Raw genomic sequence first — 18,613 nt, 5'->3', positions numbered from 1 at the left:
GGCAGGAACTTCGCGCCCGTCGCCGCATCTGGACTAGAGTGTCTGAACCCACTGCCGGCAAGGAGGCCCGCCATGTCCAGTCTGCCCCTGTACTTCCCTCAGGACTTTTCCCTGGCCCGCGCGCTGACCTGTGCCGAACTGGTGGCCCAGGCCTACGCCCAGTACGCCCAGTGGCAGCAACAGGACCGCCCCCACCGCCCCCAGGACTTCCATTGGCAGGCGCCGCAGATGGCTGGCTGGCGGTTTTCCGCGCCGATCTGGAGCATCCTCAGCGAACTGCACTTTCTCAACGAGTCCGAACCTTTCGGCTTTGCCGCCGCCAACGACCAGGGCGAGACCTACCTGGTGCTGCGTGGCACCGAGTCGGCGCAGGACTGGCTGGATGATCTCGATATCGAGCAGAAAACCTGGCCCTGGGCCGATGGTCAGGGCCAGGTGCATGCGGGTTTTCTCAAGCTGTACGGCTCGCTGCGCGACCTGGCCCTGGCGGCCCTCGACAGCCTGCAGCCGCAGGGATCGTTATGGGTCTGTGGACACAGCCTGGGCTGCGCCCTGAGCAGCATGGCGGTGCTCGACCTGCGCGAGCGCTGGCCGGACCAGGCGCTGCAGCACTACAACTTCGCCAGTCCGCGCCTCGCCGCGCCGGACTTCGCCGTTTCCTACAACGGCCTGGGCGTGCCGACCTTTCGGGTGGTCAACGACAGCGACGTGGTGCCGGAAGTGCCGCCGGGGGTGACCGACACACTGCTCTACCAGCACCTCGGCCTGGCCGTCACCTTCACCGCCAGCTATGCCTCCATTGAGGTCAACCACAGCCTCACGGGCTCCTACCTGTATGCCCTGCAACACCCACAGGCGCCGATGCAGGGTTAATCCCCACCACCGCCGCAGCCACTGCCACAACTGCTGTCGCTGGATGAGGAGGCATCGCCACCGCAGCCGCTGGCGCAACCCGAACCGCAGCCCATATGGCTGGCACAGTAGGCATCGCCATTGCGGTAGCTGCCGGGATGGGCGCCGCAGTCCAGGCGGTAGTGAAAACCATCGGCGATGCCCAGTTCGGCATCCAGGGCGAACAGCAAGGGCAGGCGTGTCGGGGCATCCGGGCGGATGCCCTCACGGATGCAGGCCAGGCGCCAGGCGCGGCGGATGCCTTCGCTGGCGACCTTGGCGCTGGGCATGACATCGCTGGGCGTATGGTGCAGGAAGCGGCCCAGACCCTTGCGGCAGAACTCGCCGTACTGACGGGTGTAGAGGATGAACTCGTGCCAGGCGACGTCCACCGCCTGCGAAGGCATGGCGAGCACGCGCCGCTTGGCCATCTGGCACAGTTGGAAATACTCGCGCAGGCCCTGCAGCACTTTCTCCTGTTGCTGCGGATCGAGTTGCGGGTAGGTCTCCGTCAGCTTCAGGCGCAGGCGCTCGGGGAAGCGATAGGTGGCGATGAAGTGGCGGCGCTGGCGGTCGCGGCTGCGCCGCCACTGCCAGTAGCCGACGCCGATGACGGCGCCGCCGAGCAGGATGCTGACGAAACTCATGGGTTCTCCATCATCAGGCCTTTTGCAGCGCGCCGTTCAGTGCGCCTTCCAGTTCGGCCTTGTAGCGCAGGTAGTGGATGCTCTGCGCATGTCCCTCACCGAGGATGCGCGACAGGTCGAGGTCGGTGATGTAGCAGGGGTAGCGCTCGGCGCCGCGGCGCTGGGCGAGGATATGCCGGGCCACGGCGCTGAACAGTTCGGCGCCGTACTCCAGCTCGGAGAACTCGCGGTGGTTGCAGTACAGGGTGATATGCACCCGGCCTCCATCGGCCGGTTCGACGATGGCCTGCACGTCATAGAAGGCGTGGCTCGCCGGTGCCTGCGGCGGCACGCGGCGCTCCAGCTGGCGGGCGCGCTGCTGGCCGGGTGGGAGTATCTCGTAATAGAGCACTTCCAGCGCCGCCGGCGGCAGCGGGCTGTCCAGCGGCAGCAGGGCGTTGCGCCTGTACAGCAGCGATTGCAGGAAGCGTTGCAGCGGGGTCAGCAGGCTCTGCTCGTCGCGAAACGGCAGGCGCTGGCGCCAGAGGGCGTTGTGTTCGTCCAGCACGCTGAGCTCGGCGCTGTCCTCGTTGACCCGGTAGAACACCTGGATGCAGTCCGGGCGGCCCTGCGGCAGGATCAGCGCCAGGTCTTCCCCTTCCAGGGCATGCCGATCCAGGCGCAGCGGGCTGTATGCCGGCTGCTCCTCGCCCAGGTGCTCGATCAGGCTCGGCAGGTCGCTGAGGGCGGCATGGCTGACCTGGCCCGGCAGCAGTTCCAGCACGTGGAAGTGTTGCTGCACCTGCAGCAGATAGCGGCTGCCGGTGCCGCTGGCCAGGCTGCTCAGGGCATCGCGGAACAGTTCCTCGACACGCTGGGCGATGGCCTGGGCACGGTTGCGGCAGAAACAGCGCACCTGCAGCTTGGGCAGGCGCCCGCTCGGCAGGCTGTTGAGGTAGTCGCGCAGGCAGTCGAGCAGGGCATGCGGGCCGTCGTAGCGACTGACCAGCAGCTCGTTCCAGCTGTTCAGGCTGACCTGGTCGAGGGTCAGCACCAGGTTCTCGCGCACCCCGGAGTAGCCCAGCGAGTCGGTGCGTCCGGTGGTCAGGTGCACGTTGAGCTGGCTGTGGGCCTTGAGCGGGTCGACGCCGACGTTGATCAGCAGCAGCACCTCGGCGGGCTCGGCGGCGTGCAACAGCGCCTCCTCGGCCACTGGCGGCAGCGGCAGCGGGATGGCTTGCTGCAGGCAGCCGAGCAGGCTGGACAGCTCGAACTCGGTCAGGTCGCTGCTGCCCGGGTGCAGCGACAGGCGCGTGCTGGGGTCGATCACGCCGTTGCGGTGGCACCAGGCGAGCAGTTCGATCAGTTGGCGCGCGCGCTTGAGCGGGGCGAAGTCCGGCCACTCCTGACCGTTCAGGCTGCCATGGTAGAGCGCCCACTGGGTTTCGCCATGCGCTTCGGGGCTGGGGCTCTGCACCAGGGTCAGGGTGTCTTCGGCCAGGTCCGGGGCGATGCCCGGGTTGATGAATTCGATCTTGCCGGCCTTGCGCTCGAAGGCGGCGTACAGGCGCCGGCCGAGGATGCCGAGGTCGCGGCTGTTGAGCGGGATGGCGGTTTGCTCGTTGCGGGCGAACTGGGAGAGGAAGCGGTAGCTGTAGGTCAGCTCGTTGACCAGGGCGCGGCGCTCGGCGCTGACCTGGCGCACCTTCCACTGGCTGCGGCTGTCGAGCATGGCCAGCTCGCGCTGGCTCCAGCGCCACTCGCCAGTCAGGCGCTCGAACAGCAGGCGCTGCCAGCTCTTGGCGCGCTGGCGCGGCGGCACGCTGAGCTTCTTGCCGACCTTGAGGTACAGGCAGCGGCGGATCAGCTCCAGGCGCTCCAGCTCGCCGCGCCCGGCCAGGTATTCCTCCAGGCGGCGATACACCACGATGTAGGGGTCCAGCTCGTCGAGGTCCAGGCGGCCTTCGTACACCGCCTGCTTGAAGCGCAGGCTGAGGCACTCCACCTGCGGGTGCTCGCTGGCGTAGACCTCGGTGAGCAGCAGCTTGAGCACCGACTTGTAGGGCGAGTCGATGCCCTTGAACAGCTGCCACATGCCGGCGCCGATGAATTCGCCTGGCGGAATGCGTGCCAGGTGACCGAGGTCGAGCACCTCGTCGGAGCGGACGAAGCGCTTGCTCAGCAGGGCATGGGTATAGGCACGGTAGTTGGCCTCCTCGTACACCGGCACCAGCCACCACAGCGGGGTACGTCCGCCGAGCCAGATGGCGGTGCGGTAGAACTCGTCGAGCAGCAGGTAGTGCTGGGTGGTACCGCAATCGTCCGAGGTCAGTTGCGCCTCGCGATCGCCGGAGGTGAAGCGCGCCGGGTCGATCAGGAAGCAGTGTACTTCGGCGCCCTGGGTGGCCGCCCAGGCCTCCAGGTGGTCGCACTTGCGCTGCAGCTCGGCGACGGCGCTTTCCGGCAGTGCCGGGTCGTGGCAGACCCACAGGTCCATGTCGCTCTGCTCGGCCTGGGCCACGGTGCCCAGGCTGCCCATCAGGAACAGGCCGTGGATCGGTGTCGGTGCCTTGCCGCCGGCGCTGCCGCGGCGGGCCTTGTAGGCGAAGGAACGGGTCAGGCGCTGGGCCTCGGCGAGTATCTCGTCGCTCGGCTCGAAGCCGGCCAGCCCGGCTGGCGTAGCGGCCGAGACATAGCCGGGCAGCAGCGGATGGTTCACATGAAACAGCAGTGGCAGCAGCTTGAGGACCAGCTGCTGGCGGGTCGACAGCGCCTGGGAGGCCCGCCCGAGGCGCCCGCTGTTGACCTTGAGGAAGCGTGCGCGCAACTGCGCCAGGACCTTGCGGTCGATGCCGTCGTCGATGTCGGGGCGGATTTCCTGGATGCGCGTCATGTACAGCTCGGAGCCTGGTTCTGGGCAAGCCTACCAGCGCCGGGGGACGACTGGCAGTAGTGCCAGTGTATCGGCGCCGTTGGGCTTCGGCTGTAGGGTGGCGCTGGAATTCAGGCGGGTTGCGGGCAGAGGATGGTCAGCAGGGCCTGGGCATGTTCGGCGGCATCCAGCCCCAGGCTGGTCAGGTAGCCGCCGTCTGCAGCGGTCACCAGGCCTTTCTCGTGCAGACGGGTGATGGCGCCCTGGGCGCGGGAGGTGGCGTTGTTGTGCACCTTGAGGCCTTCCAGATGGTTGTCCAGGTTGTACAGGGCAAGGATTTCCAGTTCGGCAATCAGATCGGGGGTGTAGGCCATGGGGACTCCGCTTGTTGTTGTAATGGGGCTGTCGTCCAGTGTAGTCCGGCAGTCTCAGTCGACCTCGCTGAGATGCTGCCAGATATCGAGTATCTGTTGATAGCGCCCACTGGCGTGGATGGCGCGCATGCCGCGGTCGAACTGCTCGGCCAGTTCGGCAGCCTGGGGATGGCGGCGGGAGAAGCTGACGAACAGTTGTGGTCGGTGCACCACCATCACCGGTGCGAAGTGCCCGGCCAGTTCCGGGTTTTCGCGAAACAGGGCGCGAGCGGTGTCGCGAAAAGCGATGGTGAAGTCGACCCGTCCGCGCTGCAGCATGCGGAAACCGCTGATGTCGCGACGTACTTCGACGCGCCGCAGCTGTGTGAAGTTGTCGAAGGCCGGGCCGTACTCATAACCCAGCGTCACCGCCACCGAGCTGCCGGCGATCTGTTTCAGGTCGCTCAGGGGCGCGGCTTCCTCCTTGCGGGCCCAGAGCTGAATCTGCCCGCGGAACAACGGCTCCTGCGGTAGCAGGTACTGCTCGGCGATACGCTTGTCCGCGGAGGTGTTGAAGCAGGCGGGTAGGCGACCTGTGCGGGTCAGTTCCATGCAGCGGGCATAGGGGTAGGGGTGTAGCTCGATTTCCGTGCCGCTGGCGGCGAAGGCGGCTCGGATGATGTCCACCGACATGCCCTCGATGCGCCCGTCACGGTAGGCGGTAAAGGGGTACCAGTCGTCCTCGGCGCCGATTTCCAGGGCGCCGGCCGGTGCCAGTACCAGGCACAGCAGGAGGGTGGTCAGTGTCTGCCAGGCGCGCCTGGCTGCACTGCGGGTTGGCACATACATGTTGGCAAGATAGCAGCCGGCTCGCCTGTGCAGTAGATCTGCGTCAATGCCGGTGGTCAGTCCTGCTCGGGCAGTTCGGGCAGCGCGCGCAGGGCCTGCTCGTACCAGGCTGAGTCGAAGGGGCGGTCGGCCTCGAGCATGGCGTCGATCTCATGAGCCAGGACCAGGGCCATCAGTTCGAGGATTTCCTCGCGCGCATAGCCGACCAGGGTCAGCTTGTTGTACACGGCCTGCGCCGCCGGCGGGTTGCCGGTTTCCAGCTGGTTCTCGATGGCCTGGGTCAGGGTCGCTTCGGCGAAGGCTTCGTCGTCATCGGGTAGTTCTTGGTCGCTCATGGCAGTTCCTCGGACAGGGTGGTGCAGTGTGCCACGCCGCCGGTGGGCGAGGGATATTCAGCGGCCTGATAACGCGTGCGTATGCTGTCCGACAGACTATAACTGCATCTCCCCTGCCTGGAGATGCAACATGCTCAAGCTTCATGGATTCGCCGTCAGCAACTACTACAACATGGTGCACCTGGCCCTGCTGGAAAAAGGCCTGACGTTCGAGACGGTCAGCGTCTATGGCTCTCAGGATGAAGCCTTTCTCGCCATCAGCCCGCGCGGCAAGGTGCCGGTTCTGCAGACCGAACACGGTTACATCAGCGAAACCAGTGTGATCCTCGACTACCTCGAAGAGCTGGGTCAGGGGCATCCGCTGCTGCCGGCAGACGCCTATGGGCGGGCCCAGGTGCGCAGCCTGGCCAGGGAGATCGAGCTGTATATCGAGCTACCGGCGCGCAGCTGCTACTCGGAGGCGTTCTTCCGCATGCCGGTGGATGCGGCGATCAAGGACAAGGCGCGGGTCGAGCTGCAAGCCGGTATCGCCACCCTCAAGCGTCATGGCCGCTTCGCCCCCTATGTGGCGGGCGAGCAGCTGAGCCTTGCCGACCTTTACTTCCTCTACAGCATTGACCTTGCCGACGTGGTTGCCCAGCGGGTGCTTGGCTTCGACCTGCTGGCAGACTTCCCCGCCGCCCGTGAGCTCATGCAGCGTCTGCAGCAGAACCCGCATGTGCAGGCTATCGCGGCCGAGAAGGAGGCCGGCATGGCGGCGTTTCTCGCCCACGTCAGCCAGAAGCGCTGAGCCTCAGCCGGCCGCGAAGTCGAGCAGAGCCTGGCCCGTCAGTCGGTAGCTGATCCAGTCGTCCTTGGGGCGGGCGCCGAAGGCTTCGTAGAACTCCATGGCCGGGGTGTTCCAGTCCAGCACGGCCCACTCCATGCGCCCGCAACCCTTGGCCACGGCCAGCTGGGCCAGATGGCGCAGCAGGGCCTTGCCGGCGCCGTGCTTGCGATACTCGGGGGCGACGTAGAGGTCTTCCAGATAGATGCCGTGCTTGCCTAGCCAGGTCGAGTAGCTGAAGAAGTACACGGCAAAGCCGACCGGCACGCCGTCCAGCTCGCAGATCAGGCCATGGGTGGTGCTGTCGGCACCGAACAGGCTGTCGCGAATGCCGGCCACATCGGTCTTGACCTCGTGCTCGGCCTTTTCGTAGATCGCCAGGTCGGTGATGAAGCGCAGGATCAGCGCGGCGTCGTCGGCGCTGGCAGGGCGGATATGCAGGCTCATGAAGTGTCTCTCGAAATATTCAACCGTAGAGGAAGACCAGTGCCACCAGCGGCAGGGCGATCAAGCAGAGGAAGCCGAAGCCGGCGATCCAGCTGCCGCGTGGGCTTTCCGGGTCAATCTGGCGCAGTGGCAGGCGTGGGTAGCGGCCTAGCGTCAGCAGGCGCAACAGCAGCCAGCCGACTGTGTAGAAGAGGTAGCTGAAGATCAGCTCCAGAATGGCCTCGCCGATGAACAGCAGGCCGCGTAGAAACAGCTCAGGCATGGGAAGTCCCTTTCCCCTGTGCGGCGATCAGCGGCTCGCCAGTAGTGCCTTGCCGCGTGCCACGGCGGCGCGTACCTGGTTCGGCGCGGTACCGCCGATATGGTCGCGGGCGTTGACCGAGCCTTCCAGGGTCAGCACGGCGAACACGTCGTCGCCGATCTGGTCACTGAACTGGCGCAGCTCGTCCAGGCTCATTTCGGCCAGGTCCTTGCCGCTGTCGACGCCATATTTCACCGCGTGGCCGACGATCTCGTGGCAATCGCGGAACGGCAGCCCCTTGCGCACCAGGTAGTCGGCCAGGTCGGTGGCGGTGGAGAAACCGCGCAGCGCCGCCTCGCGCATGATGGCCTTCTTCGGCTTGATCGCCGGGACCATGTCGGCGAAGGCGCGCAGGCTGTCGCGCAGGGTGTCGGCGGCGTCGAACAGCGGCTCCTTGTCTTCCTGGTTGTCCTTGTTGTAGGCCAGCGGCTGGCCCTTCATCAGGGTCAGCAGGCCGGTCAGGGCGCCAAATACGCGGCCGGTTTTACCGCGGACCAGTTCCGGTACGTCCGGGTTCTTCTTCTGCGGCATGATCGAGGAGCCGGTGCAGAAGCGGTCCGGCAGGTCGATGAACTGAAACTGCGCGGACGTCCACAGCACCAGCTCTTCGGAGAAGCGCGACAGGTGCATCATCGCCAGCGAAGCGGCGGCGCAGAATTCGATGGCGAAGTCGCGATCCGACACACCGTCCAGCGAGTTGCCGCCAACGGCGTCGAAACCGAGCAGTTCGGCGGTGATCTCGCGGGCAATCGGGTAGGTGGTGCCGGCCAGTGCGGCCGAGCCCAGTGGCATGCGATTGGTGCGCTTACGGCAGTCGACCAGGCGTTCGTAGTCGCGGCTGAGCATCTCGAACCAGGCCAGCAGGTGATGGCCGAAGGTCACCGGTTGGGCAGTCTGCAGGTGGGTGAAGCCAGGCATGATGGTGTCCGCTTCGGCTTCCGCCAGGCCGAGCAGGCCCTGCTGCAGGCGGGTGATTTCGGCCAGGATCAGGTCGATCTCGTCGCGCAGCCACAGGCGGATGTCGGTGGCCACCTGGTCGTTGCGCGAGCGGCCGGTGTGCAACTTCTTGCCGGTGACGCCGATGCGATCGGTCAGGCGCGCCTCGATGTTCATGTGCACGTCTTCCAGATCGACGCGCCAGTCGAACTGGCCGGCTTCGATCTCGCCCTGGATCTGCATGAGGCCGTCGATGATGCTGTCGCGCTCGCTGCCGCTCAGCACGCCGACCTTGGCCAGCATGGTGGCGTGGGCGATGGAGCCCATGATGTCGTGACGGTAGAGGCGCTTGTCGAAGTCGACGGAGGCGGTGAAGCGGGCGACGAAGGCGTCGACTGGCTCGCTGAAGCGGCCGCCCCAGGACTGGTTGGTCTTCTCAAGGCTCATGCTAGAACTCGCGGACAAGGCAGGCGCGGCGCCTGCGGAACGGACAAAGTGTGCCGATAATAACAGCCTTGCCGGGAAAACCGAGGCCATGCCGATCTGCTGGGCTCGTCACAGTTTGCGCGGCGAAGCGGCATTTGGGCGCCCGTTTTAGCCCGGCTGGAGCGCGCTGGCTTGCCGCCCGTCGGGCACACAAGGAAACTGCGCGGATGAAAATCCACTGGTTCAACAAGGGGCGTAGCGTCGCCCCGGACGACGATTTCTTCCTGCCGGAACTGTGCGAGCCCGAGGCGCTGCTCAGCCTGGTGTTGCTGGCCGAGCTGCTGGTGCTGGTGCTGGTGCTGTCCGAGCCCATGTTGCCGGGCTTCAACTGGGTACGCCTGGCGCTGACCTCGTTGTTCGTGCAGTGGATCGTACTGCTCTCCGCGGCGCTGCTGTGTCGTCTGCGCCCACTGTTGGCTCGACTGCGTGCGGCGTTGGCCGGCACCCTGTGCTGCGCCCTGGTGATCGGCCTGACCCTGGGCTGCACGGCGGTAGCCGACTTCTACGACCTGGGTGGTCCGCTACCACGCGACGGCGAGGTCAATCTGTACCTGCGCCACGCGCTGATCAGCCTGATCATGTCGGCGCTGCTGCTGCGCTACTTCTACCTGCAGAGCCAGTGGCGCAGGCAGCAGCAGGCCGAGCTGCGGGCCCGCATCGAATCGCTGCAGGCGCGTATCCGCCCGCACTTTCTGTTCAACAGCCTGAACAGCATCGCCAGCCTGGTGGTGGTCGATCCTTACAAGGCCGAGCAGGCGGTGCTCGACCTGTCCGACCTGTTTCGCGCCAGTCTGGCCAAGCCCGGTAGCCTGGTGCCCTGGGCCGATGAGCTGGAGCTGGCCAAACGATATCTGTCGATCGAACACTATCGGCTCGGCGAACGGCTACAGTTGGATTGGCAGGTGGACGATGTGCCGGCGGATTTACCGATCCCCCAGCTGACCTTGCAGCCGCTGCTGGAGAATGCCCTGATCTATGGCATCCAGCCGCGTATCGAGGGCGGACTGGTGCGGATCGAGGCGAGCTACCGCGACGGGGTGTTCCAGTTGTGTGTGAGCAACCCCTATCAGGAGAACGCTGAGCAGCAGGAATCACGGGGGACGCACCAAGCGCTGGGTAACATCGATGCGCGACTGGCGGCACTTTTCGGCCCCGGCGCCAGTCTCAGCGTGGACCGCCGTGACGGACGTCACTTCACCTGTCTACGCTATCCTTGTTCGAGACTCATGCAGGAAGCCCGAGCGATATGAATGTGCTGATCGTCGATGACGAACCCCTTGCCCGCGAGCGCCTGGCCCGCATGGTCGGCGACCTCGAGGGTTATCGCGTGCTCGAGCCTGCCGCCAGCAATGGTGAAGAGGCCCTGGCACTGATCGACAGCCTCCGGCCGGACGTGGTCCTGCTGGATATCCGCATGCCCGGTATGGACGGCCTGCAGGTGGCTGCCAAGCTGTGCGAGCGCGAGGCGCCGCCGGCGGTGATCTTCTGCACCGCCCATGACGAATTCGCCCTGGAAGCCTTCGACGTCAGCGCCGTCGGCTATCTGGTCAAACCGGTGCGCCCGGAATCCCTCGCTGCAGCGCTGAAGAAGGCCGAACGACCCAACCGCGTGCAACTGGCCGCGCTCACGCGACCGGCAGCCACCGGCAATGGCGCCGGCCCGCGCAGCCATATCAGCGCACGGACCCGCAAGGGGATCGAACTTATCCCGCTGGAGCAGGTGATCTTCTTCATCGCTGATCACAAGTACGTGACCCTGCGCCATGAGGGCGGCGAAGTGTTGCTGGACGAGCCGCTCAAGGCGCTGGAGGACGAGTTCGGCGAACGCTTCGTGCGCATCCACCGCAACGCCCTGGTCGCGCGCGAGCGTATCGAGCGCCTGCAACGCACTCCGCTGGGACACTTCCAGCTCTACCTCAAGGGCCTTGGCGGCGATGCCCTGACCGTCAGCCGTCGTCATGTGGCTGGCGTGCGCAAGTTGATGCACAGCCTCTAGGGCCCTGCGGCGATTGCACCTGCCGGCTCCGGCCGGCCATCCTGTTATCATCTCCGGCAGTTCGTTTTCTGGAATTGCCCATGTCCCGCGAAATCCGCATTGCCACCCGTAAGAGCGCCCTGGCCCTGTGGCAGGCCGAGTACGTCAAAGCCCGCCTGGAGCAGGCGCATCCCGGCCTGGTTGTCAGCCTGGTGCCGATGGTCAGCCGCGGCGACAAGTTGCTCGATGCGCCGCTGGCGAAAATCGGTGGCAAGGGCCTGTTCGTCAAGGAGCTGGAAACCGCCCTGCTGGAGAACGAGGCCGATATCGCCGTGCATTCGATGAAGGATGTGCCGATGGACTTCCCCGAAGGACTCGGCCTGTTCTGCATCTGCGAGCGCGAAGATCCGCGCGACGCCTTCGTCTCCAATACCTACGACAGCCTCGCAGCCTTGCCGGCCGGCAGTGTGGTCGGCACCTCCAGCCTGCGCCGTCAGGCCCAGCTGCTGGCGCGGCGTCCGGACCTGAAGATCCAGTTTCTGCGCGGCAATGTGAACACGCGCCTGGCCAAGCTCGACGCGGGTGATTACGACGCCATTATCCTTGCCGCCGCCGGGCTGATCCGCCTCGGCTTCGGTGAACGCATCCGCGCCTCGATCAGTGTCGACGACAGCCTGCCGGCCGGCGGTCAGGGCGCTGTGGGCATCGAATGCCGCACGGCAGACGCCGAGATTCATGCATTGCTGGCGCCGCTGCACCATGCCGAGACGGCTGCCCGCGTGACTGCCGAGCGCGCGCTGAACAAGCGCCTCAATGGCGGTTGCCAGGTACCCATCGCCTGCTACGCCTTGCTCGAAGGTGAGCAGCTGTGGCTGCGCGGCCTGGTCGGTCAGCCCGACGGTGGCCTGTTGCTGCGGGCTGAAGGGCGTGGCAACGATGCCGAGGCATTGGGTGTGCAGGTGGCCGAGCAACTGCTGGCACAGGGGGCCGAGGCGATTCTTGATGCCGTATATGGCGGGGCCGACCCGGCGTGAGCGGCTGGCGGCTGCTGCTGACTCGCCCGGCCGCCGAGTGTGCAGCACTGGCCGCGACGCTGGCCGAGGCCGGTGTGTTCAGTCGGAGCCTGCCGTTGCTGGAGATCGAAGCGCTGGCAGAAACGGCCGAGCAGCGCGCCACCATTCTCGATCTACCGCGCTACAACGCGGTGATAGTGGTGAGCAAACCGGCGGCTCGTCGGACTCTGGAGCTGCTCGCGCAGCACTGGCCGCAGCCACCGGCGGGGCCGCGCTGGTTCAGCGTCGGTGCCGCTACCGCACAGATTCTCGACCAGTATCTGCAGCCGCACGGCCTGCAGACCCGTTGCCCGCAGGAGGGTGACGACAGCGAGGCACTGCTGGCCCTGCCGCAACTGGCCGAGGCCCTGGCGGTGGTGTCGCCCAGGGCACTGATCCTGCGTGGCGAGGGTGGCCGCGAACTGCTCGCCGAAACCTTGCGTGAGCGAGGCGTGGCTGTGGATTACCTGCAACTCTATCGCCGGGTGCTACCGGCATATGCCGCGAATGCGCTGCCACAACTGGTGCGTGAGGAACGGCTGAACGCCCTGCTGGTCAGTAGCGGGCAGGGCTTGGCCAACCTCTGTGAGCTGGCCGGGGATGCCTGGGCCGAGCTGAGTCGGCTACCCTTGTTGGTACCCAGTGCGCGCGTGGCCGAACTGGCCCGCATGGCGGGGGCGAAGCAGATTATCGATTGTCGCGGCGCCAGTGCTGCGGCTGTTCTGGCGGTGTTGCGCAGTCATGCGGCGCCGGCCCACTGAAACAAAGGAAGGACACGTGAGCGAAACAGCCCCGCAGATCAGCGAGCAGACCCCGCAGACCCAGCTCGATCAGCCGCCACAGGCCGTGGTGCCCAAGGCCAAGGGGCGTGGCCCGGCCTGGCTGGCGTTGCTACTGGCCTTGGCCGCCCTCGGCGCTGGCGGTTGGAGCAGCTGGCAGCTTTATCAACAGCGCGAGCAGGCCCAACAGCAGCTGGCGCAGGTGGCTCAGGCGGCCGACGCCGCCCGCCAGCAGTTGCAGCAAGGCGAGAAGGATGTCGCCAAGCGTCTGGCGGGATTGCCATCGGCAAACGATCTGGCCGAACAACGCGACCTGCTGATGACGCTGCAGGGTGAGCAGCAGCGTCTGGCCCAGAGTCTCTCGGCTGTGCTTGGCAAGAGCCGCGAGGACTGGCGCCTGGCTGAGGCCGAGCACCTGTTGCGCCTGGCCATGCTGCGCCTGACCGCGTTGCAGGACGTGGATAGCGCCATTGCGCTGGTGCAAGGCGCAGACGACATCCTGAGGGCGCAGAACGACCCGCAGGCCTTTGCCGCTCGTGGTGAGCTGATCAAGGTGCTGGAGACGCTGCGTAGCCTGCCGCAGATCGATCGCAGTGGCCTGTTCCTGCAGTTGGCCGCCCTGCGCGGCCAGCTCGATCAACTGCAGATGCTGGCACCCGAGTACATTCTGCCGACGGAGCCGCAAAGTGTTGTCAGCGCCAGCGATGGCAGCCGCTGGGACGGACTCTGGCAGCAGCTGTCGCGCTATGTGCGCATCGACCTGCATGCCGACCAGGACATTCGCCCACAACTGGCCGGGCAAAGCCTGGCGCAAGTGCGCCTGACCCTGGCCCTGGCCCTGGAACAGGCCCAGTGGGGCGCGCTCAATGGCGAGCCCGAGGTCTATCGCCAGGCTCTGGCTGCAGCCAGTGACGTGCTGGATACCTACTTCGACCGTGACAACCAGGCAGTACAGCGCATGCAGGCGCGTCTAGGCGAGCTTTCCGGGCAGTCTGTGGTCGCCGGTATGCCCAAACTGGACGAAGCGCTGCGCAGCCTGCAGGCCTACCTCAAGCAGCGTGAGGCTGCCGAACGCATGCCGGAAGCGGTCGAGGAGGTCGAGCAATGATCCGCGCCGTTCTGGTGTTGCTGCTTGTGGCAGCGGCGGCGACGCTGCTGGGTCTGGCGATCCAGGAGCACAGCGGCTATGTGTTGATCGCCTGGAAGGGCTGGCGCTACGAGTCCAGCCTCTGGGTGTTCCTCCTGCTGGTGGTCCTGGTATGGCTGGCCGTGTGGTTGTTGCGCTGGCTGTGGCGAGGGTTGCGTCTGTCCGGCGGGGTGCTCAATCCCTGGTCACGGCGCAACCATGGCAAGCGGATGCAGGTGGCTGCCGACAAGGGCTTGCTGGACCTACTGGAAGGCCGCTGGGAGCGTGCCGTGCGCCATTTGCAACGCGCTGCAGAAGGCGAGCGCCAACCACTCATGCTCTACCTCGGCGCTGCGCGTGCGGCACACAAGCTTGGTCAACATGAGGAGAGCGAGTCGCTGCTCGAGCGTGCGCTGCAGCGCCAGCCGCAGGCCGAACTGGCCATCGCACTGACCCATGCCGATTTGCAAAAGGGGCGTGGCGATCTGGACGGTGCCCTGAATACTCTGCAGGCCATGCGTGAGCGCCATCCGCAGCATCGCCAGGTATTGCGCCAGCTGTACCAGCTCCACCTGGCTCGTCACGAGTGGTCGGAGCTGCTGCAGTTGCTGCCCGAACTGCGCAAGGCCAAGGTGCTGGAAGGCGACGATCTGGCGGCACTGGAGCGGCAGGTCTGGGCCGAGCGCCTGCAGGTTGCCGGCGAGCAGGGGCTGGATCAGGGCGAAGCGGCACTGCAAGCGCTAACCGCGACCTGGCAGCAGCTGTCCTCGGCGCAGCGCCAGGACCCCGAGCTGCTGCTGGCCTACGCCGGCCAGCTGCGGCGTCTGGGGGCGCCGGAAGAGGCCGAGGCGGCTTTGTACAAGGCCCTCAAGCGTGGGTATGACCGCCGCCTGATGCATCTCTACGGTCAGCTGCGTGGGCGCGATCCGGCGCGACAACTGCAAACCGCCGAGGAGCTGCTCAAGCAGCACCCACAGGATACGGTGCTGCTGCTCAGCCTGGGTCGCCTGTGCCTGGTCAACGGCCTGTGGGGCAAGGCCCGCGAGTATTTCGAGATCAGCCTGGAATTCGAGCGCGGTAGCGAGGCCTGTGCCGAGCTGGCCCGTCTGCTGGCCAGCCAGGGCGAGATCGAGCGCAGCAATGAGCTGTTGCGGGAAGTGCTGGCCCAGCAAGGTCAGCAGCTGCCGGCCTTGCCGCAACCCGCCGCGAACTCCTGAACGGAGCTGCTGCGGCAGTCCGGCCGTGCGGCGCCTTGAAAGGCCGCGCGGCTTTCCTCTACCGTAAGCGCCTTTCTCGCCCCGCAGCGGAGTCATCATGGCGCCGGCCAATCCACGCTTGCTGTTCCTGCTCGCCTTTTTCGGCTGCGTGGCGCTGCTGGGCGGTGCCTTGTATCTGGAGCATGGGGTCGGTCTGAATCCCTGCCCGCTGTGCATCGTCCAGCGCATCTTTGTCATCCTCGTTGGCCTCACCTGTCTGATCGCCGCCATCCACGCACCGCAGCGCACCGGGCGCCGTGCCTATGCCGTGCTGGTGCTGCTGCTTGCCGTCGGCGGTGGAGCCACTGCCGCGCGCCAGGTGTGGCTGCAGGGCGTGCCTGCCGACCAGCTGCAGGCCTGCCTGCCGAGCCTGGAATTCATGATCCAGGCCTTGCCATTGCAGGACATCGTCAGCCTGGTGTTTCGCGGCACTGCAGACTGCGCCGAAGTGACCTGGACACTGTTTGGCCTCAGCCTGCCGGAATGGAGTCTGCTGGCCTTCCTCGGTATCGCGCTGTTCGCTCTGTTTCAGCTGCTGCGCCGGGGCTGATCGGGCCCGGACGTTTTTACCGATCAGCATGACTTGATGCCTGCGCCGAGTGGGCATACTCTGGCCCTACGTTTCGCCAGTAATCCGGCGAGTCGTCCCCCGAGAATTCGCGAGCTGACAATAAAATGTCTCGGGGCTGGCGTATTCAGCATTCACCAGTAGGGAAGTGAGGACATCATGCTCGAGACCTGCCAGAACGCCCAGGAGCGCTGGGGTGGCGTGCACCAGTTGATCGACCGCTGGTTGCAGGAACGTCATGAACTGGTCAGCGCCTTTGCCGCGCTGAATGATGCATCGCAAGCGTCTGCAGCCAACACCGCTGCCGTACAGCGCTTCTGCGAGATTCTGGTCGACTATGTGTCCGCCGGACATTTCGAGGTTTATGAGCAGCTCAATGGCGAGGCCAAGGCCTTTGGCGATCAGCGGGGCCTGGAGCTGGCCAAGCAGATCTACCCGCGCATCGAAGCCATCACCGAAGTGGCGCTGGCGTTCAATGACCGCTGTGATAACGGCGATTGCCGCGATACCACCTCCCTCAGCAGCGAATTGAAACGTCTCGGGCAGATGCTGCACGAACGCTTCGAGCTGGAAGACTGCCTGATCGAAGTGCTGCACAACGCCCATCAGCAAGCGGCCGCGGCGCCGCTCTGATCCCTCGGCATGAGCTCACCCCGGTGGTGGGCTCAGTTCGCCACCTCCAGTAGCTCAACCTCGAATACCAGCGGCGCGTTTGGCGGTATCAGATCGCCGGCACCTTCTTCGCCATAGGCCTGTGCGGCCGGTATCACCACGCGCCAGCGTGCACCCGTCGGCATCTCCTGCAGGGCTGTCTGCCAGCCGGGAATCAGTGCCGCCAGGCGAAACCACTGCGGACCTTCGCTCTGGTCGAACAGGCTGCCGTTGGCCAGTTCGCCACGGTAGGTGACCTTCACCCGGCTGCCGGCGCTTGGTCTGACGCCCTGTCCGCCGCGCAGCTCGCGCACCAGTACACCGCCAGCCAGTTCGCGCACGCCGTAGATGGATTTCTCCTTCGCCAGGAAGCGTGCCTGGGCCTGCTCGGCTTGCGTCTGCCGATGCTCTTGCAGCCGTTCTTCGTGGTCTTGCAGCAGGTGGTCGATGCGTGCCTGTGGCAAGCGCAGCGGTTCGTTGCGATAGGCCTGCTGCAGTCCTTCGAGCAGGGCATCTAGCTGCAGGTCGGGGACCTCTGCGCGCAACCGTTCGCCCAGTCGTGCGCCCAGGCTGTAGGCCAGGTCGTCATTCTGCTGGGCAGCATTGGCCAGCGGTTGGGTCAGGCACAGAAGCAGCAGTGCACGGCGCAGCATTGGGGTTCTCCGGAGTGGATGGCGACGATTCTTTCTGTTGCCGGTGACGGCTAGCGACCGGCGAGTCAGGCGTCTAGTATGGGGGCACCAACGTCCGTTAGGAGGCACGTCATGCCGGCCAACAACAAGAAGTCCGTTACTACCCCTTTGCATCTGCTGCAGCAACTTTCCCACAGCCTGCTTGAGCATCTGGAAAAGGCCTGTACCCAGGCGCTGACAGACGCGGAGCAGATGCTCGCCAAGTTGGAGAAGCAGCGCGGCAAGGCCCAGGAAAAACTGCACGAGGCGCGCGCCAAACTGCAGGATGCGGCCAAGGCCGGCAAAGCCAAGGCGCAGCAGAAGGCCAAGGCCGCTGCCAGCGAGCTGGAAGAGCTGCTCGAAGGCCTGAAAGCACGGCAGACCGAGACCCGTGGTTACATCGCGCAACTCAAGCGCGATGCCCAGGAAAGCCTGAAGCTGGCCCAGGGCGTGGGCAAGGTGCGCGAGGCTGCCGCCAAGGCGCTCGATAGCCGCGCCGCCAGCAAGCCGGCCGCCAAGGCGCCGGCCAAGCCCGCGAGCAAACCGGCCGCCAAACCGGCGGTGAAGAAAGTCGCTGCGGCCAAACCAGTCGCCAAGCCGGCGGCCAAGCCTGCTGCTAAAACGGCCGTGAAGCCCGCTGCCAAGACTGCGGCAAAACCGGCTGCGAAAGTGGCCGCCAAACCTGTCGCCGCCAGGGCTGCCAGTGCGGCCAAACCCGCCGCGAAACCTGCGGCCAAACCTGTAGCCAAGAAGGCGGTAGCAGCTGCCAAACCTGCGGCGAAGCCCGCAGCCAAGGCCCCGGTGAAGCCTGCAGCCAAACCTGCTGCCAAGGCTGCCGCGAAACCGGCAAGCAAACCTGTTGCGGCCAAGGCTCCGGCCAAACCCGCAGTCAAGGCCCCGGCCAAGGCGCCGAGCAAAGTGGCGGCCAAGCCTGTGGCGAAACCTGCTGCCAAGCCGGCGGTGAAAGCGCCAGCCAAACCTGCCGCCAAGCCGGTAGCGGCCAAGCCCGTCGCCAAGCCTGCAGCCAGGAAGCCGGCGGCCAAACCCGCTGCCAAGCCGGCAGTGGCACCTGCGGCAGTGGCCAGCCCGGCGCCAGCGGCTCCCGCTGCGCCAGCTGCCAGCGGCAACGGCAGCACCCCGCCCAGCGCTTAAGGCAAGTCGGCCGCGGCGCGTAGTCGATGCAGCGCGTCGCGGTCTTCGCTCAGCAGCTCCAGCCAGGCGCATTCCTGCGCTCTTGCTGGCGCTGCCCAGTTCTCCGTCAGCCTTTCCAGTCGTCGCAGCAGCTCCTGCTCGGCTTCCAGTTCAGTCACTTTGATGCGCTCGCGCAGGCTCGTCAGCTGCGGATCGTCGGCGGCTGCCGTGCGCCAGCTCTGGCGCAGTTCGCGCAGCGGGCGTACGACGTCGCGCTGCCAGGGTAGGCTGATGGCCTGTAGTTGTTGCAGGCGCGGTTCGCTCGCCGCAGCCCCGCGCCGTTCCAGCCAGAGCGCACAGAGCAGCAGGCATACATCCACCCCTTGCTCCTGCAGGCGCAGGCAGATCGCCTCGACACCGGGGCGGGCGTAGCAGGCGTTGGCGAAACTCCATAGATCAGACGGCATGCGGCGCTCCTGGCG

Annotated in this window: 21 protein-coding genes; 11 read left to right on the top strand and 10 right to left on the bottom strand. The window is 66.0% G+C overall.

Annotated elements, in window-relative coordinates; translation table 11 throughout:
- Nucleotides 1-72 precede the first annotated feature (72 nt).
- A complete protein-coding gene (locus AYB31_RS01640) occupies nucleotides 73-873 on the top strand; it encodes a lipase family protein (protein WP_068825131.1) in 801 nt (266 codons plus the stop codon).
- Here AYB31_RS01640 and AYB31_RS01635 read toward each other — a convergent pair.
- From AYB31_RS01635 to AYB31_RS01615, 5 genes are all read right to left on the bottom strand, one after another.
- Nucleotides 870-1,538, bottom strand: coding sequence for a glycine-rich domain-containing protein (locus tag AYB31_RS01635; protein WP_068825129.1), 669 nt, complete (start codon nucleotides 1,536-1,538; stop codon nucleotides 870-872). The genes AYB31_RS01640 and AYB31_RS01635 overlap by 4 nt on opposite strands.
- A 13-nt stretch (nucleotides 1,539-1,551) precedes the next feature.
- Complete coding sequence (locus AYB31_RS01630) at nucleotides 1,552-4,410, bottom strand: class I adenylate cyclase (RefSeq protein ID WP_068825127.1); 2,859 nt, start codon at nucleotides 4,408-4,410, stop codon at nucleotides 1,552-1,554.
- A gap of 110 nt (nucleotides 4,411-4,520) precedes the next feature.
- The gene (locus AYB31_RS01625; protein WP_068825125.1) at nucleotides 4,521-4,763 is read right to left on the bottom strand and encodes a TIGR02647 family protein; all 243 of its coding nucleotides are present in this window, start codon (nucleotides 4,761-4,763) and stop codon (nucleotides 4,521-4,523) included.
- Between the two features lie 54 nt (nucleotides 4,764-4,817).
- The gene (locus AYB31_RS01620) at nucleotides 4,818-5,591 is read right to left on the bottom strand and encodes a substrate-binding periplasmic protein (RefSeq protein WP_068825122.1); all 774 of its coding nucleotides are present in this window, start codon (nucleotides 5,589-5,591) and stop codon (nucleotides 4,818-4,820) included.
- Between the two features lie 56 nt (nucleotides 5,592-5,647).
- Complete coding sequence (locus AYB31_RS01615) at nucleotides 5,648-5,926, bottom strand: hypothetical protein (RefSeq protein WP_068825120.1); 279 nt, start codon at nucleotides 5,924-5,926, stop codon at nucleotides 5,648-5,650.
- 130 nt (nucleotides 5,927-6,056) lie between these two features.
- On the opposite strand from AYB31_RS01615, the gene AYB31_RS01610 reads away from it, so the two are divergent.
- Entirely contained in the window at nucleotides 6,057-6,716 is a 660-nt protein-coding gene (locus AYB31_RS01610; protein WP_068825118.1) for a glutathione S-transferase family protein, read from the top strand.
- Between the two features lie 3 nt (nucleotides 6,717-6,719).
- On the opposite strand, the gene AYB31_RS01605 is transcribed toward AYB31_RS01610, so the two are convergent.
- From AYB31_RS01605 to argH, 3 genes are read right to left on the bottom strand one after another with little or no spacing between them, the layout of a single operon-like run.
- Nucleotides 6,720-7,199, bottom strand: coding sequence for a GNAT family N-acetyltransferase (locus tag AYB31_RS01605; protein ID WP_068825116.1), 480 nt, complete (start codon nucleotides 7,197-7,199; stop codon nucleotides 6,720-6,722).
- 19 nt (nucleotides 7,200-7,218) lie between these two features.
- Entirely contained in the window at nucleotides 7,219-7,461 is a 243-nt protein-coding gene (locus tag AYB31_RS01600; protein WP_068825114.1) for a hypothetical protein, read from the bottom strand.
- Between the two features lie 27 nt (nucleotides 7,462-7,488).
- Nucleotides 7,489-8,883 carry an argininosuccinate lyase gene (gene argH / locus AYB31_RS01595; protein ID WP_068825112.1) on the bottom strand — a complete coding sequence of 465 codons (1,395 nt, stop codon included), beginning with the start codon at nucleotides 8,881-8,883 and terminating at the stop codon, nucleotides 7,489-7,491.
- 206 nt (nucleotides 8,884-9,089) lie between these two features.
- Here argH and AYB31_RS01590 point away from each other — a divergent pair, with 206 nt between their 5' ends.
- The 8 genes from AYB31_RS01590 to AYB31_RS01555 all read left to right on the top strand — a co-directional run bounded on the left by AYB31_RS01590 (nucleotide 9,090) and on the right by AYB31_RS01555 (nucleotide 16,311).
- Nucleotides 9,090-10,172, top strand: a complete 1,083-nt coding sequence (locus AYB31_RS01590; RefSeq protein WP_068825110.1) for a sensor histidine kinase — start codon at nucleotides 9,090-9,092, stop codon at nucleotides 10,170-10,172.
- Nucleotides 10,169-10,918, top strand: coding sequence for a LytR/AlgR family response regulator transcription factor (locus AYB31_RS01585; protein WP_068825108.1), 750 nt, complete (start codon nucleotides 10,169-10,171; stop codon nucleotides 10,916-10,918). Before AYB31_RS01590 ends, AYB31_RS01585 begins: the two co-directional genes overlap by 4 nt.
- 80 nt (nucleotides 10,919-10,998) lie before the next feature.
- Entirely contained in the window at nucleotides 10,999-11,931 is a 933-nt protein-coding gene (gene hemC / locus AYB31_RS01580) for a hydroxymethylbilane synthase (RefSeq protein ID WP_068825105.1), read from the top strand.
- Nucleotides 11,928-12,710 carry a uroporphyrinogen-III synthase gene (locus AYB31_RS01575; RefSeq protein WP_068825103.1) on the top strand — a complete coding sequence of 261 codons (783 nt, stop codon included), beginning with the start codon at nucleotides 11,928-11,930 and terminating at the stop codon, nucleotides 12,708-12,710. Before hemC ends, AYB31_RS01575 begins: the two co-directional genes overlap by 4 nt.
- 16 nt (nucleotides 12,711-12,726) lie before the next feature.
- Entirely contained in the window at nucleotides 12,727-13,836 is a 1,110-nt protein-coding gene (locus AYB31_RS01570) for a uroporphyrinogen-III C-methyltransferase (RefSeq protein ID WP_068825101.1), read from the top strand.
- A complete protein-coding gene (locus tag AYB31_RS01565) occupies nucleotides 13,833-15,071 on the top strand; it encodes a heme biosynthesis HemY N-terminal domain-containing protein (RefSeq protein WP_068825099.1) in 1,239 nt (412 codons plus the stop codon). The genes AYB31_RS01570 and AYB31_RS01565 overlap by 4 nt, the downstream gene beginning before the upstream one ends.
- A 97-nt stretch (nucleotides 15,072-15,168) precedes the next feature.
- On the top strand, nucleotides 15,169-15,660 hold the full coding sequence (locus tag AYB31_RS01560) for a disulfide bond formation protein B (RefSeq protein WP_068825097.1): 492 nt from the start codon (nucleotides 15,169-15,171) through the stop codon (nucleotides 15,658-15,660).
- A gap of 177 nt (nucleotides 15,661-15,837) precedes the next feature.
- Nucleotides 15,838-16,311 (top strand): Rsd/AlgQ family anti-sigma factor, encoded by a 474-nt coding sequence (locus AYB31_RS01555; protein ID WP_068825096.1) that lies wholly within the window; start codon nucleotides 15,838-15,840, stop codon nucleotides 16,309-16,311.
- 32 nt (nucleotides 16,312-16,343) lie between these two features.
- Here the strand turns inward: AYB31_RS01555 and AYB31_RS01550 are convergent, their stop codons facing one another.
- Nucleotides 16,344-16,982 (bottom strand): FKBP-type peptidyl-prolyl cis-trans isomerase, encoded by a 639-nt coding sequence (locus AYB31_RS01550; RefSeq protein ID WP_068825094.1) that lies wholly within the window; start codon nucleotides 16,980-16,982, stop codon nucleotides 16,344-16,346.
- Between the two features lie 111 nt (nucleotides 16,983-17,093).
- Between AYB31_RS01550 and AYB31_RS01545 the strand changes: the two genes are divergently transcribed.
- A complete protein-coding gene (locus AYB31_RS01545; RefSeq protein WP_068825092.1) occupies nucleotides 17,094-18,152 on the top strand; it encodes an AlgP family protein in 1,059 nt (352 codons plus the stop codon).
- On the opposite strand, the gene AYB31_RS01540 is transcribed toward AYB31_RS01545, so the two are convergent.
- Entirely contained in the window at nucleotides 18,149-18,598 is a 450-nt protein-coding gene (locus tag AYB31_RS01540; RefSeq protein WP_068825090.1) for a TIGR02444 family protein, read from the bottom strand. The two genes, AYB31_RS01545 and AYB31_RS01540, sit on opposite strands and share 4 nt — an antisense overlap.
- Between the last annotated feature and the right edge of the window lie 15 nt (nucleotides 18,599-18,613).

Source organism: Pseudomonas sp. BMS12 (assembly GCF_001592875.1).
Classification (GTDB): Bacteria; Pseudomonadota; Gammaproteobacteria; order Pseudomonadales; family Pseudomonadaceae; genus Aquipseudomonas.
This window is presented reverse-complemented; position numbering and strand designations above follow the sequence as displayed.